We start from the raw sequence: 14,666 nt of genomic DNA, 5'->3' as shown, positions 1-14,666 counted from the left end.
ACTCTGGGACGGACTTGGGCTGGTTTCAATACTGGATACGATAAACCGGCTTAGCCGCCTGACCTGAACCGCCGTATACGGATCCGTACGTACGGTGGTGTGAGAGGACGGCGGATGTAAATCCGCCTCCTACTCGATGTCACATCAAAATATACGTGAACTATCGGCGGTTTTTTAAATCGCCATCCTATACCTGCAACGGTCTTTTACCAGAAAACGAACAATCGACAACGCATCGTGCCATATCACTTTTCATGATGGCGTGTATCAACAGTTGCCATTTCTTAAATAATTAAACAGGTCACACACTAGCAGCCATAAGCAAAACCAAAGGCGCTTTGCTTAACAACTACTTAATTCTTCTGGAGATCCACCATGAAATACCTAATGTTCGCCGCTTTGTCGTTGTTTAGCGTTTTCGCTTCGGCGAACGAAAACGTCAACGGTGCTACTGATGAGGCTCAGGCAGTCCCTCAAGCCGTTGAATACGATTACTCGCAAAAACTGGACATCGCCAAAGTCATCAGCATGACCAGCGCCAACGATACTGCCAACGTGTGTGGTGTGGTTGCAGCTCACATGATCTATGTCGACAGCAAAGGCGCGACTCACAACCTCGAATACACCCGTATGGGTGATGGTTGCCAGAATGGTTAATGCTCAGCGTACTCAGGCATTCAAGTACGCAGGCATTTGGATCACATAAAAACCGCTGCTCTCATCGCAGCGGTTTTTTTATGCCTGTTGGCGGCTTCATTTTCTGCAAGGGCGTGACCTGTTTAGTGAGTTTTAACGGCGGATAGATGACGGATGCTCATCGTCCTGTCCCACCATCAACATCAATGCATCGCGCTTCTCCAGCAGATGATGGCGAAGAATCGCACTCAGGCGCTTGCCATCACGCGCTTCTAGGGCTTGGATCATCTGTTCATGATCGTGAACCGCCCGCTCCCATTTCGGCAATTGGTAATTAGAGCGAAAACGTAGCGCCTGCAAGCGCCAGTTAAGTGCCAGATACGTCTGGCGCAGTGCTGAGTTACGCGCCGCCAGATTGATCATGTCGTGGATCGCGCGGTTGCGCTGGTAATAGCCCGGCAAGTCGTTCTGATTCTTGCAGACCACCATCGCGTAATGCAGCGCTTTGATCTCGTCCAGTTCCTCGGCGGTGATGCGCTCACAGGCCAACTCGCCGGCGAACCCTTCCAGACCGCTCATCAGTTCAAAGGCTTCGCGGATGTCCAATTCCGACATCCGCGCCACGCTGGCGCCGCGATTCGGATTAATTTCAATCAGTCCTTCTGAAGCTAAAACCTTGAGCGCCTCACGCAACGGCGTGCGGGAAATACCCAATGTTTCGCACAACTCACGCTCGTTGAGCTTGGTCCCAGGTCCCAATGTGCCCTCGATGATGAAGCTGCGCAGGTGCTCTACGACAATGTCATGCAGTCGTTGCCGTTCAACTTTCGGCAGCATCTTCACACCATCCTTTGGTGGTGAGATATCTGAATCTTGCATACAAAATCCTCACGGTGATGCGAAGGATACTAAGACAAAAAATCAGCTTGACCAGCTAAAAGTATGGCTTTTCGCCTTTTTTTATTTCGTATTGACGCGCTCAAATCAAGTGCTAATGTATTTTGCATTCAAAATACAAAAACAAGAGGCAGCGCTATGATCAAGCTCGATTTCCACCCGGCGGGTCGTCATTTCCTCCAGATTCCCGGCCCAAGTCCCGTCCCCGACCGCATTCTTCGCGCCATGAGCTACCCCACTATCGATCATCGCGGCCCTGAATTTGCCGAACTGGGGCTGAAGGTGCTGGCTGATATCAAGAAAATCTTCAAGACCACGCAACCGGTGGTGATCTACCCGGCGTCCGGCACGGGGGCATGGGAAGCGGCGCTGTGCAACACACTCAGCGCCGGTGACAACGTACTGATGTTCGAAACCGGGCACTTCGCCACGCTGTGGAAGAAAATGGCCGAAAGCTTAGGTATTCAGCCTGAGTTCCTTGGGCTACCGGGCGTTGAAGGTTGGCGCTACGGCGTAGATGCCAGAAAAATCGAAGAACGCCTGCGCACCGATTCAAGCCACTCGATCAAGGCCGTGTGCGTGGTCCATAACGAAACCAGCACCGGTGTAACGTCGGACATCGCCGCTGTTCGCAAAGCTATCGATGCTGCCAACCACCCTGCCCTGTTATTGGTCGATACCATCTCGGGTCTGGCGTCAGCGGATTATCGACACGATGAATGGGGGGTGGATGTCACTGTCTCCGGCTCGCAAAAAGGCTTGATGCTGCCACCTGGAATCAGTTTCAACGCGGTTTCGCCGAAAGCCATTGAAGCGAGTAAATCAGCAAAGCTGCCGCGCAGTTTTTGGGCGTGGGATGACATCATTGAAATGAACAAAACCGGCTACTGGCCGTATACCCCAAGCACCAACCTGTTGTACGGCTTGTCCGAGGCGCTGGACATGATCCTTGGCGAAGGACTCGATAACGTGTTCGCCCGGCATAACCGACTGGCCAAGGCCTGTCGAAGCGCCGTCACCGCCTGGGGATTGCCGATCCAGTGCGCCGACCCTGCCGTTTATAGCCCGGTGCTGACCGGTGTCATGACCCCAGAGGGCGTCGATGCCGACCAGGTACGCAAAGTGATTTACGAGCGATTTGACATGTCGCTCGGCACTGGCTTGGGCAAAATGAAAGGCCGCATGTTCCGCATCGGTCATTTGGGCGACTGCAACGATTTGACCCTGATGGCGACGCTCGCCGGTTGCGAGATGGGCCTGCAAATGGCTGGCGTCAAGCTCGACGGCAGTGGTGTCGCGGCGGCGATGGATGTCATCGGCTCACAGAAGGTGCCCTTGCAGCGATAAATAACCCTCTCTGTAGGCGCGAATTCATTCGCGAGGTGGCGTACCTGGCACATCGCTTCACGCTCTCGCCACCACGTTGGCTCCTACAGGGACCGCTTGCTTTCAATACAGATCACCGAACTATCCCGACTCACGCGCTCATCGGCGCGAACAATAAGAAACTGGAGATAGCGTCATGAAACTGTTCCGTCTGCGCCCCACGAGCATGGTATTGCTCATGCTCTGCGTCATGTACTTCATCACTTACCTGGACCGGGTCAACGTCAGCACCGCAGCCTCTGGCTTTGGTGCCGAATTCGGGCTCTCCAACACGCAAATCGGCCTGGTGTTCTCAGCTTTTGCTTACCCGTATCTGGTGTTTCAGGTCATCGGTGGCTGGATCAGCGACAAGTACGGCGCACGTCGCACGCTGATCGTGTGCGGCGCACTGTGGGGCGTGGCCACCGTGTTGACCGGTTTTGCTGGCGGCTTGTTTTCGCTGTTGGCGGCACGTTTATTACTCGGACTGGGCGAAGGCGCGACCTTCCCTGCTGCGACCGCCGCCATGTCGCGCTGGGTCCCCAAGGAGAAACGCGGTTTCGCCCAAGGCATCACCCACTCGGCAGCGCGTATCGGCAATGCCGTGGCACCGGCGGCTGTGGTGGCGATCATGGCGGCTTACAACTGGCGCATCGCATTTTTCGTCTGCGGCGCGATCAGCCTGGTGTGGGTCGTGCTTTGGGCGTTGGTATTCACTGAACACCCCAAGGACCATCCACACATCACCCAGGCAGAACTGGCGCTGCTGCCGGCGCAAAAAGGCAAGGCACCGAAAGTGCCGTGGAAGGCGCTGTTCAAACGCATGATGCCCGTGACCATCGTTTATTTCTGTTACGGCTGGACGCTGTGGCTGTTTCTGTCATGGATTCCGCAATACTTCCTGCACAGCTACAACATGGACCTGAAAAAGTCAGCCATCTTCGCCTCGGCCGTGTTCTTCGCGGGCGTGATCGGCGACACCCTGGGCGGCCTGGTCACTGACCGTTTGCTGGTCAAGACCAAATGCCTCAAGCGCTCGCGTACCTGGATGGTCTCGATCTGCATGTTTCTCACCCTGCTGTGCTTGCTGCCGGTGATGTTTGGCCACAACGCTTACGTATCGATGGTGTGTCTGGCAGGCGGCTTCTTTTTCGCAGAAATGACCATCGGCCCGATGTGGGCGATCCCGATGGACATCGCGCCAGAGTTCAGCGGCACCGCCAGCGGGATCATGAGCACTGGCTCCGCAGCGGCGGCGATTCTGTCGCCAGTGGTCTCAGGCTATTTGATCGATCGCTTTGGCAGTTGGGATTTGCCATTTGCCGGCAGCATGTTGTTAATGGCAATCGGTGTGGTACTGGCACTGCGTATGAAGCCAGAAAACAAGTTCGAAACGCTCAGCGTCGAGCCTTTCGGGGTAGCGACAAACGGCGCGGCGGCGCATGCTGCCCCTGCTGCTATCGTCAAATGACGGTTACAGTGGTCGCGTAGCACTGTGATTTGGCGGTCTGGCGCTGCACCCCGCTCGCTGCTGCGTTTTCCATTCAATTGACTGAAGGAAGTCCCGAGTGAATCAAACCTCTCACCAAGCGAATGTCGCCGAATTAATCGTCGATGCCATGCGTCAGGGTCAGAAAATCACCGAGATCCGTCCCGAGTATGTGCCCGCCGATGCGGCAGGCGCTTATGCCCTGCAACAGGAAATCCTGCGTTTACGCGACACGCCAATTGGCGGCTGGAAAGTCGGTTCCAAATCACCGACTGGCCCCATTCAGGGCTCTCTGCTACCGGACGACGGTTTGCTCGCCAGCGGTAGTCAGTTGGAGTACGTCGAATACCCCTCGCCGATTCTGGAGCTGGAAATTGCCTTCAGGCTCAATCGCGAATTCACCCCGCGTGACCGGCCATACTCCGATGAGGAAGTGCTGAGCAGCATCGGCTCCATGGGCGCCACCATTGAGGTGGTGTCCAGCCGGTTTGCCGCCTGGCCGAAGATAGACCCGTTGCTGGCATTGGGCGACTTGCTCAATCATGGCGCGCTGATCGTCGGCGAGTTCATTGATTACGATGCGGATTTCCCGTTTATCGAACCGGCCCTGACCTTTACCTATGCCGACGAAGACATCGTGCCCGGTGACGGAGCCAATCCGGCGGGCGATCCTCGGCGGTTATTGCCATGGCTGGTCAATCACTACACCACCCAGGGCAAGACGCTGACGCCGGAGATCATTATCACGACCGGCTCTTACACCGGCATGTACCTGACCAAGGGGCCTGGTCTGGCGCTGGGCGAAATCAGAGGGTTGCCGCCGATATCCGTCGAGCTCGTTTGATCGACGGACTTTCTGTAGGGGCCAACGTGTTGGCGAGCTGTTTTCGAGTCACACACCTCGCGAACACGTTCGCTTCTACAGATAACTGGTGCGCCACAAGACGTACAAGCAAATGCTGGGTTGCAATCATGACCCACTCCAATACCCAGGTCGGTTGTACACCTCTTTCAAAAACGCAATGAAAAACCGCACTTTCGCCGGCAGGTAATGCTGCTGCGGGTACACCGCCTGAATGTCGTAGCTGGGCAACGCAAAGTCATCCAGCACGGTTAGCAGCGTGCCGTTCTGCATCTCGCTTTGAATCTCCCACCACGAGCGCCAGCTCAGGCCCAAACCGCGCTTGGCCCAGTCGAACAACAATTCGCCATCGTTGCAGTACAGGTTGCCGCCAACCTTGATCGCGACCTGTTTGCCGTCGCGCTGGAACGTCCAGCCCCGATGCTGTCCGCCCTGCAAGTTGAACGCCAGGCAATTGTGACTGGCGAGGTCTTCCAGGGTTTGCGGACAACCATGGGCGTCAAAGTAAGACGGCGCACCACAGACCACGCGCTTGTTGGCAAATAGCTTGATCGCGACGTAGTTGGGATCGAGCACTTCGCCGATCCTGATGCTCATGTCATAACCGTCCTGCACCAGATCGACGACGCTATCGGTCAGGTTGAACGACAGTTGCAAGTCGGGAAAACGCGCCTGGAATTCTGGCGCGTGCGGTGCGACATGATGCCGACCGAAACCTGCCGGGGCTGAGACCACCAAGTGCCCGCGCACGCTGCTTTCGTTCTCGCTGATGCTGGCGTCGAGTTCTTCAAAGGAATGCAGTACTGCCCTGGCGTTTTCCAGATACGACTCCCCCAGGTCGGTCAACCTCAAACCCCGAGTCGAGCGGTGGATCAACTTGACCCCCAGGCGATCCTCCAGCGCACTGAGCCGTCGGCCCATGATCACCGGCGTCACGCCCTCCACCAACGCCGCCGCGGCAAAACTGCCACGGGTCGCGACAAGGACGTAGCTGCGCAACTCTGTGTAGCGATCCATTCGATACTCCTGATACCGATAGAAACGATAAAAACAGACATTCACAAAAAATGTGATTCGAATCAGTCTATTTACATACAAAAAATACCGAATTCAGGAGACTAACAAATGACCATCATGAGAGCCATCGAAGCCGCCGTTCTGGTGATGCGCCGCGAAGGGGTCACTACCGCTTTCGGTATTCCCGGCGCTGCCATCAACCCACTGTACGCAGCGTTCAAAAAGCTCGGCGGCATTGATCATGTGCTGGCGCGGCACGTTGAAGGCGCTTCGCACATGGCCGAGGGCTACACACGTGCCATTGCTGGCAATATCGGCGTGTGTATCGGCACTTCCGGCCCTGCCGGAACCGACATGATCACCGGCCTGTACTCGGCGTCTGCCGACTCGATTCCGATCCTGTGCATTACAGGGCAAGCGCCGCGTGCGCGTCTGCACAAGGAAGACTTCCAGGCGGTGGACATCGCCAGCATCGCCGCACCGGTTGCCAAATGGGCCACCACGGTAATGGAACCCGGCCAGGTGCCGTATGTATTCCAAAAAGCCTTTCAGTTGATGCGCAGCGGTCGTCCTGGTCCGGTACTGATCGACCTGCCCTTCGACGTGCAAATGGCGGACATCGAGTTCGATATCGACACGTATGAGCCGTTGCCGGTGGTCAAGCCTCAGGCCAGCCGCAAGCAGATCGAAAAAGTCTTGGCCATGCTCAACACCTCCGAGCGTCCGCTGATCGTCGCCGGTGGCGGTGTGATCAATGCCGACGCATCGGACGTGCTGGTGGAATTTGCCGAGTTGACAGGTATTCCGGTGATCCCGACGCTCATGGGCTGGGGCGCGATTCCCGATGACCATCCACAAATGGCGGGCATGGTTGGCTTGCAGACATCCCATCGCTATGGCAACGCGACGATGCTCGAATCAGACATGGTGCTGGGCATCGGCAACCGCTGGGCCAACCGCCATACCGGTACTGTTTGCGTGTACAGCGAAGGCCGCCAGTTCATCCACATCGACATCGAGCCGACGCAGATTGGTCGCGTGTTGATGCCGGACCTGGGCATTGTTTCCGACGCTGGCGCAGCCCTGAGCATGCTGTTGGAAGTCGCCCGCGAATGGCACGCCGGCGGCAAGCTGAAAGAGCGTGGCGCCTGGCTGAGCAGTTGCCAGGAACGCAAACGCACCATGCAGCGCAAGACCCACTTCGACAACATTCCGGTCAAGCCACAGCGGGTTTACGAAGAGATGAACCGGTACTTCGGCAAGGACACCTGCTACATCAGCACCATCGGCTTGTCGCAGATTGCCGGGGCGCAATTTCTGCATGTGTACAAGCCACGGCATTGGATCAACTGTGGTCAGGCAGGGCCATTGGGCTGGACCATTCCGGCAGCGCTGGGCGTGGTCAAGGCTGACCCGGACCGTAACGTGGTGGCGTTGTCGGGTGACTATGACTTCCAGTTCATGATCGAAGAATTGGCTGTCGGCGCGCAGTTCAAGCTGCCGTACCTGCATGTGGTGGTCAACAACTCGTACCTGGGCCTGATTCGTCAGGCGCAGCGCAATTTCGACATTGATTACTGCGTGCAACTGGCGTTTGACAATATCAACGCACCGGAACTGGACGGCTATGGTGTCGATCATGTGGCGGTTGCCGAAGGGCTGGGCTGCAAGGCGATTCGCGTCACCGACCCTGCGCACATCCAAGCGGCGTTCGCCGAGGCCACCCGTTTGATGCAGCAGCATCGCGTCCCCGTGGTCGTCGAGATTATTCTCGAACGCGTGACCAACATCGCCATGGGTACGGAAATCAATGCGATCAATGAGTTCGAACCGCTGGCTGAAAGCCGCGCCGACGCCCCCACCGCCGTCAGCCTGATGGACTGATAAACCGACAAGAAACAGGAGCCTGCTATGCCACGTTTATGCGCCAACCTGTCCATGCTGTTTACCGAACTGGACTTCTTGCAACGCTTTGAAGCTGCGTCCCACGCAGGCTTCAAAGGTGTCGAATATTTGTTTCCCTATGACTTCAGCTGCGCGCAGATCAAGGAGCAGCTTGAAGCCAACGGTCTGACTCAGGTGCTGTTCAATTTGCCCGCAGGCGATTGGGCCAAGGGCGAGCGTGGGATTGCCTGCCACCCGGATCGTGTCGAAGAGTTTCGTGCTGGCGTTGATTTGGCCATCGCCTACGCCAAGGTGCTGGGTAACACCCAGGTCAATTGTCTGGCGGGGATTAGGCCTGAGGGCATAGAAGAAGCCGTGATCGAAAAGACCTTCGTCGACAACCTGAGATACGCCGCCGACAAACTGGAGGTCGAGGGTATTGGGCTAGTCATGGAGATGATCAACACCCTGGATATCCCGGGCTTTTACCTCAACACCACCCGACAAGCACTGGCGATCCGGGAGAACGTTGGCAGTCGCAATCTGTCGCTGCAATACGACATCTACCACATGCAAATCATGGAGGGCGATCTGGCGCGGACCCTTGAGAAAAACCTGCCAGCGATTGGTCATGTGCAGTTGGCGGACAATCCAGGGCGACATGAGCCGGGTACTGGCGAGATCAATTATGCGTTCCTGTTCAGGCACCTGGATCGGTTGGGGTACCAGGGCTGGGTGGGTTGCGAGTACAAGCCGCTGACCACTACTGAAGCCGGACTTGGATGGCTGAAAACCCACAATGTGATCTAGCTCCACGAACCTGTAAGCGCCAACGTGTTGGCGAGATTGTGGTGCGGTGTATCAGGTACGCCGCCTCACCAACAAGTTCACTCAGTGCGTTCTAAAGCAGTTGCGATGACGGCGTGTTGGAGCCGGTTCTGGCCCTTTTGATACGGCCAGGCTTTTCAGCGAAAAACACCTGCTGAAAGCTTGACCGGGAACAGCGTATCTACAGCGACGTCGCGCCGCACACTCATTCCCAATAACAACGAGGACACATCTCATGGCTAATATCGGATTCATTGGCACCGGCATCATGGGGCTGCCCATGGCAAAAAACCTGCAAAAAGCAGGTCATCAACTGTTCCTGTCCAAGCACTTCAATGCTCCGCCCGCCTCACTTGTCGACGGCGGCGCGACCGTCCTGAACAACCCCAGGGAAGTGGCTCAGGAAGCAGAATTCATCATCGTCATGCTGCCGGACACCCCTCAGGTAGAGGACGTGCTGTTCGGCGAGAATGGCCTCAGCCAAGGCACCAGCGCAGGCAACGTGGTGATCGACATGAGTTCGATCTCGCCCTCGGCCACCAAGAGCTTCGCTGAAAAAATCAACGCCACCGGCGCACAGTATCTTGACGCGCCGGTGTCCGGCGGTGAAGTCGGCGCCAAGGCTGCGACCTTGAGCATCATGGTCGGCGGCAGTCAGGACAGCTTCGACCGTGCCCTGCCGCTGTTCCAGACCCTAGGCAAGAACATAACCCGGGTCGGTGGCAACGGCGACGGCCAGACAGCCAAGGTCGCCAATCAGATCATCGTCGCTTTGAACATTCAGGCAGTGGCCGAAGCATTGCTGTTCGCTTCGAAAAACGGTGCCGATCCTGCCAAAGTGCGTGAAGCACTGATGGGAGGTTTTGCTTCGTCGAAAATTCTGGAAGTGCATGGCGAGCGGATGATCAAAGGTACCTTCAATCCAGGCTTTCGCATTTCGCTGCACCAGAAGGATCTGAACCTGGCCCTGCAAGGCGCCAAAGAGTTGAACCTGAATCTGCCCAACACCGCCAACGCCCAGCAAGTGTTCAGCACCTGCGCCGCTCTAGGCGGTAGCGACTGGGATCACTCAGGGCTGATCAAAGGGCTGGAGCACATGGCGAACTTTTCGATTCGCGGGGACCACACGTCGGATTGATGTGTGCATGCGCTTGCTGCTCTGTGACACGGCAAAAAGCCAGGCGCCCTTCTCAGGCACCTGGCTTTGTTCAACCGACTTTCTAACCCAAAAATCGAATCAGAAAATATTGATTGGGTAGTCGGCTATCAGACGAAACTCTTTGGCATCACCGTCAGCCTGGTCACCGTTTGCGGTGTGCCACGCTTGGCGCATGCGCAATGCGAGGTCTTTGGCAGGGCCGCTCTGCACGACGTATTTAACGTCAAAGTTAGTTTCATGGTGTTTGCCGTCTGTACCATACCCGCTATATGTGGTATTGGACGGCATGTGAGTGCCATCAATATCATCGCCATTGACATAACGAACCATGAAGCTAAGTCCCGGCGCACCATAGCTCGTCATGTTCAGATCATAGCGGGCCTGCCAGGATCTCTCACCAGGTCCGTTAAAGTCAGAATACTGAATGGAGTTGGCGAGAAAGATCGAGTCACCGGCATCGCCCGAAGCGTTATCACCAAACGCCACATAGTCAAACGGTGTATCACCATGAACTTTTTGATAAGCCAGGGTGATAGTGTGAGCGGTCAGGAACGAATAAGCAGCCGCCAACGACCATGTCGTGTTGTTGATATCACCGGCCTTCGCCGCGCCCGTGTCATTGGTGCGATAGATATTGAAGTCGAGGTTCACCGACTGAGTGTCAGTCAGCGGCAATGTATAGTTCGCATTCCCGTAGTACTGACGCCAGATGTCTTTCAGGTCAGACCCATACAGACTCAACGAGAGATTATCGGTGACGGCATATTTACCACCGGCATAGTCGATGCTACTGGCTTGCTGGTTGGCATAAGCTGCCCAGATCGCATGGTCGTTGTTGGTCGTTGCCGGGCCATTGCCACCTGTAAAATGACCACCGTCAAGTTCAAGGCCGGCGATGTCGCTGCTCAGCAAATTGAAGCCCGTTGCGGTTTGCGGGAACAGTCGTGAGCCACCAGCGGCAAAGACCGGAGCTTGCGGTTGCAGGTTGCCGTACAGCAGCTCAGTCTTGGAAATGCGCATTTTGACTGCACCACCGGCAGTACCGTAGTCGTCTTGCGGGTTGCCATGCTGATCAATCGGCAGGTTGCCGGTGCCCGTAGTACCGCCACCGCCGTCAAGTTTGAGGGCCCCATAACCGTAAGCGTCAACACCAAAACCAACGGTTCCTTGAGTGAAGCCGGAGGTGTAAGTGCCCATGACAGCCTGGGTCCAGTCCTTGCTGTCGTTCTTCGTATTCTTGTTGTCGCGGTTGTAATAGTAATTCTTGAGGTGAACGGTGAGGCTGCTGTCCTCGACGAAACCCTTGGCTTGGGACTGATCACCGACGACCCCTGCTGCCGCCAGTTGACTCACGCCCAGAGAAACCGCGAGGGTCACGAGGTTCCATTTCACAAACGTCATTGTTATCCCCTGTCTCAATTAAGGCCCAACGTTTTCGCAGTGCTCGGGAAACAAGGAATCCCCTGAATCAGGCATAAGAAAAACGGTGGAATACGAGCTATGGCAGATGGGCTAAATAAAGCAATACCGCATTAGTCGCTCACGGCAGAATTACAGGCTTTGAGCCCATTTCTTTATAATGTCCAAAGCGTTTGCTCCGCTTCGAAGTGCAGGGTGTGCTCCCCTTGCCCGCAAACTTTTAGCATTTTCCAGGTCGCGCTATGATCAATGAGTCGTGATAGTCACTATCGATTATTGTAATAGTTAAAAATTTCGATGCAGTGATACCGTTGTCGGCGATGAAAGAACACGTATCCATTGCCTGATGACTCCGCAGCTTCAGGCAGACAGACACTTGCTCCACTTCATCATTCCTTTGGTAAGACTTTTTAGCCACCTCACTTCGGTTCGGTGGCTTTTTTTATGAATTATTTTTCATCTTTCCATTCACTATCCAGTTAACTTACGACCAAAGGGAACTGTCTTTCTATCAATAAAAGTGATTAACCCATGAATAATTTTATTATTAAGACCGCCCTCACCCAGTGTCCCGAGGGTTTGTTGCCACACACTTCGCCACCACAGCCCATACCAAATCAATCGATCACACAATAGCCACGCTCTAGGCCTTCCTGGGGGGCCGAGTTCAGTGTCTTGACGAACGCTTTGATCCGGTTTTGCAGGCCCGCGTCAGTTGTTCTTCGCCCAGCGTGAAGGACAGGCGCACAAATCCCTACGCCGATTCACCGAAGGCGGCATCGAGCATCGAGCACCGACACCTTGGCTTCGCTATACAGGTGCCTGCCGAAATCCAGTGAACTCAAGTTCGATGGAGCGCTGATAATAATCAGGCTTCTCAAGACAATCGTTTGGTCACACACCAAAAAAATTGCTCGATCCTCGAATAAATGTTCCGCCCTAGGTGTTCACTGCACATCACACCGAGGGTTTCTCTATGAAGAACGTTTCGCCTGGCCTCACTGCCACTTCGTCTGAGCGCTACGACCGACTGGCTCGGGGTTTTCACTGGTTGACCACAGCGCTGGTGATTTTCCTGTTTGCCAGTGCGCATATCTGGGACAACCTTGAAAAAGCCACAGCACTGCGCAAGGGGCAGCAAATGAAAGCCCGTGATAACCCCGTTGTTGGATACCGTACCGCGCTATTCTTCGGCGCCTGTCTGGCCGTTGCGCTGATGACAGGCCAGGCCGATGCCTCAGGTGACGAAGCAGCGCCACCCACACCGAACTGCCCCAAAGGCCAGGTCTGGGACAGCAGTAGCAAAAAATGTGTCACCCAGCAGAGCAAAGCCACCTCGGATGCTGACCGCGCCGACTACGCTTACCGCCTGGCCAAGGATGGGCGTTACGAGGAAGCGCTGTCGCTGCTCGATACGCTGCAAGATCCCAATACCGCCAAGGCTCTGAATTACCGCGGCTACGCGACCCGCAAACTGGGGCGTATCGACGAAGGCATCGGTTATTACCTGAAGTCCGTAGCGCTGGACCCCAGGTACGCGCAAGTGCGTGAGTATCTGGGCGAAGCCTACGTGATCAAAGGCCGCCTGGACCTTGCGCAGGAGCAACTGGCGACGATTGAGTCGCTGTGCAGCCGGACGTGCGAGGAATATCAGGATCTTGCCGAAGCCATCGCCGCGGCGCCGCAAACTTGATGCATCCATGACATGGGTTGGTAATCGACGCAGAAGATGACCATCGCCAACGACGCCGAGATCCGGGCCGAACTGGGCCATCAGTTGCCACGTTTGTGGCGCTATGGCCTTGTGCTGTCCCGTCAACGGCATGTGGCTGACGATCTGGTTCAGGCCACTTGCGTTCGCGCATTGGAACGTGCCGGGCAATTTGTGCCCGGCACACGATTGGACCGCTGGCTGCTAGCGATTCTGCATTCGATCTGGCTTAACGAAGTCAGATCACAACGCGTGCGCCAGGGGCAGGGTTTCGTCGACGCCGAAAGCGAATTGTCATTTGATGGCGAAAGCCTGGCGCAGGATCACGTGCTGGCTGCGCAAGTCATCAAACGGGTCAATGCGCTCCCTGATGCCCAGCGGGAAACGGTATTTCTGGCCTATGTCGAAGGCCTTTCTTACCGTGAAATGGCAGAAATCCTGCACATCCCGGTCGGTACGGTCATGAGCCGCCTGGCTGCTGCGCGTCTGAAACTCGCTGAAACTGCCGCGTCCAACGCCACGTCAGAGACGTCGAAAGGAGAACGGCGATGAATCGCACCACTGCACCACCCTCGCCCCCCATCTCGGATGAAATGCTGGTGGCCTGGCTCGACGGAGAACTGGACGCAGAGCAACAACGGCAAATCCAAGTCCTGGTTGAACACGACGAACACATTGCCCAGCGCGTGGCGTATCTGCACCGCAGTGATCTGCCATTCAAGGCAGCATTCAAGCCACTGCTTGAGCAGGCGCCGGTTGAGCGGCTACAGGAAATGCTCAAGACCCTGCCGCGCCCGGCGCAGCTTTCGATGAGCCGGCGTGCATTCCTCGCCCGCGCCGCTGGGCTGGTGATAGCCGGGGTGTTGGCCGATCGCCTGTTTATCGCTGCACGCATGCCGGTCGCCGGACAAGGATGGCGCGCCTCGGTGGCGCAATATATGGCGCTCTACACGCCGCAAACACTGGATAATCTTGCCCCGGACGGCGCGTCGCACAGCGCACAACTGACTTCGGTCGGCCAGCAATTGGGGTTGCCTTTAGACCCGCAGACAGTTGCCTTGCCCGGTGCCGAGTTCAAACGCGCGCAGACACTCGACTACGACGGCGTACCCATCGGCCAACTGACATACCTAGACGCACGCCACGGTCCGTTGGCCTTGTGCATTACCGCTGCCACATCAGGTCCGACCAGCCTGGCAAGCGAGCAGCGCCTAGGGATGAACGTGGTGTACTGGTCCAGTATCGATCATGCGTACATGTTGATCGGACGCAACCCCTTGGAGGACTTGAAGATCATGGCGCGCAGCATCCAGCGTAAACTCCCGGCCTAGTTTATTGTCTGGAGTCGCTGCCGGCTTTCTGGTCTAGTAGCATGCATAGCCGTGTTGCGAACAGTCGC

General features: G+C 56.1%; 13 protein-coding genes. 10 read left to right on the top strand and 3 right to left on the bottom strand.

Annotation, left to right across the window (positions count from 1 at the left end):
* The first annotated feature begins 375 nt into the window (after positions 1–375).
* Positions 376–657, top strand: a complete 282-nt coding sequence (locus VGC62_RS26735; RefSeq protein WP_331190085.1) for a DUF2790 domain-containing protein — start codon at positions 376–378, stop codon at positions 655–657.
* Between the two features lie 132 nt (positions 658–789).
* On the opposite strand, the gene VGC62_RS26730 is transcribed toward VGC62_RS26735, so the two are convergent.
* Positions 790–1,515, bottom strand: coding sequence for a GntR family transcriptional regulator (locus tag VGC62_RS26730; protein ID WP_331190084.1), 726 nt, complete (start codon positions 1,513–1,515; stop codon positions 790–792).
* Between the two features lie 156 nt (positions 1,516–1,671).
* Between VGC62_RS26730 and VGC62_RS26725 the strand changes: the two genes are divergently transcribed.
* The 3 genes from VGC62_RS26725 to VGC62_RS26715 all read left to right on the top strand — a co-directional run bounded on the left by VGC62_RS26725 (position 1,672) and on the right by VGC62_RS26715 (position 5,231).
* Complete coding sequence (locus VGC62_RS26725; RefSeq protein WP_331190083.1) at positions 1,672–2,880, top strand: pyridoxal-phosphate-dependent aminotransferase family protein; 1,209 nt, start codon at positions 1,672–1,674, stop codon at positions 2,878–2,880.
* Between the two features lie 175 nt (positions 2,881–3,055).
* Complete coding sequence (locus VGC62_RS26720) at positions 3,056–4,369, top strand: MFS transporter (protein WP_331190082.1); 1,314 nt, start codon at positions 3,056–3,058, stop codon at positions 4,367–4,369.
* Positions 4,370–4,466: 97 nt separating this feature from the next.
* On the top strand, positions 4,467–5,231 hold the full coding sequence (locus VGC62_RS26715; protein WP_331190081.1) for a 2-keto-4-pentenoate hydratase: 765 nt from the start codon (positions 4,467–4,469) through the stop codon (positions 5,229–5,231).
* A gap of 126 nt (positions 5,232–5,357) precedes the next feature.
* On the opposite strand, the gene VGC62_RS26710 is transcribed toward VGC62_RS26715, so the two are convergent.
* Positions 5,358–6,266 (bottom strand): LysR family transcriptional regulator, encoded by a 909-nt coding sequence (locus tag VGC62_RS26710; protein ID WP_331190080.1) that lies wholly within the window; start codon positions 6,264–6,266, stop codon positions 5,358–5,360.
* A gap of 108 nt (positions 6,267–6,374) precedes the next feature.
* Here VGC62_RS26710 and gcl point away from each other — a divergent pair, with 108 nt between their 5' ends.
* From gcl to VGC62_RS26695, 3 genes are all read left to right on the top strand, one after another.
* The gene (gene gcl, locus VGC62_RS26705; RefSeq protein ID WP_331190079.1) at positions 6,375–8,150 is read left to right on the top strand and encodes a glyoxylate carboligase; all 1,776 of its coding nucleotides are present in this window, start codon (positions 6,375–6,377) and stop codon (positions 8,148–8,150) included.
* Between the two features lie 27 nt (positions 8,151–8,177).
* Complete coding sequence (gene hyi, locus VGC62_RS26700; RefSeq protein ID WP_331190078.1) at positions 8,178–8,960, top strand: hydroxypyruvate isomerase; 783 nt, start codon at positions 8,178–8,180, stop codon at positions 8,958–8,960.
* A 253-nt stretch (positions 8,961–9,213) separates the two neighbouring features.
* Positions 9,214–10,116: a 2-hydroxy-3-oxopropionate reductase gene (locus VGC62_RS26695; RefSeq protein WP_331190077.1), complete on the top strand. Its 903-nt coding sequence runs from the start codon at positions 9,214–9,216 to the stop codon at positions 10,114–10,116.
* A 99-nt stretch (positions 10,117–10,215) separates the two neighbouring features.
* Here the strand turns inward: VGC62_RS26695 and VGC62_RS26690 are convergent, their stop codons facing one another.
* Entirely contained in the window at positions 10,216–11,538 is a 1,323-nt protein-coding gene (locus tag VGC62_RS26690; protein ID WP_331190076.1) for an OprD family porin, read from the bottom strand.
* A 1,159-nt stretch (positions 11,539–12,697) separates the two neighbouring features.
* Between VGC62_RS26690 and VGC62_RS26685 the strand changes: the two genes are divergently transcribed.
* From VGC62_RS26685 to VGC62_RS26675, 3 genes are read left to right on the top strand one after another with little or no spacing between them, the layout of a single operon-like run.
* The gene (locus VGC62_RS26685; protein WP_331190086.1) at positions 12,698–13,249 is read left to right on the top strand and encodes a tetratricopeptide repeat protein; all 552 of its coding nucleotides are present in this window, start codon (positions 12,698–12,700) and stop codon (positions 13,247–13,249) included.
* Between the two features lie 36 nt (positions 13,250–13,285).
* Positions 13,286–13,819: an RNA polymerase sigma factor gene (locus tag VGC62_RS26680; RefSeq protein WP_331190075.1), complete on the top strand. Its 534-nt coding sequence runs from the start codon at positions 13,286–13,288 to the stop codon at positions 13,817–13,819.
* Complete coding sequence (locus VGC62_RS26675; protein WP_331190074.1) at positions 13,816–14,598, top strand: transcriptional regulator; 783 nt, start codon at positions 13,816–13,818, stop codon at positions 14,596–14,598. Before VGC62_RS26680 ends, VGC62_RS26675 begins: the two co-directional genes overlap by 4 nt.
* Positions 14,599–14,666: the final 68 nt, after the last annotated feature.

Origin of the sequence: Pseudomonas sp. (genome assembly GCF_036404235.1) — a bacterium.
In the GTDB taxonomy this organism is placed as follows: Bacteria; Pseudomonadota; Gammaproteobacteria; order Pseudomonadales; family Pseudomonadaceae; genus Aquipseudomonas.
This window is presented reverse-complemented; position numbering and strand designations above follow the sequence as displayed.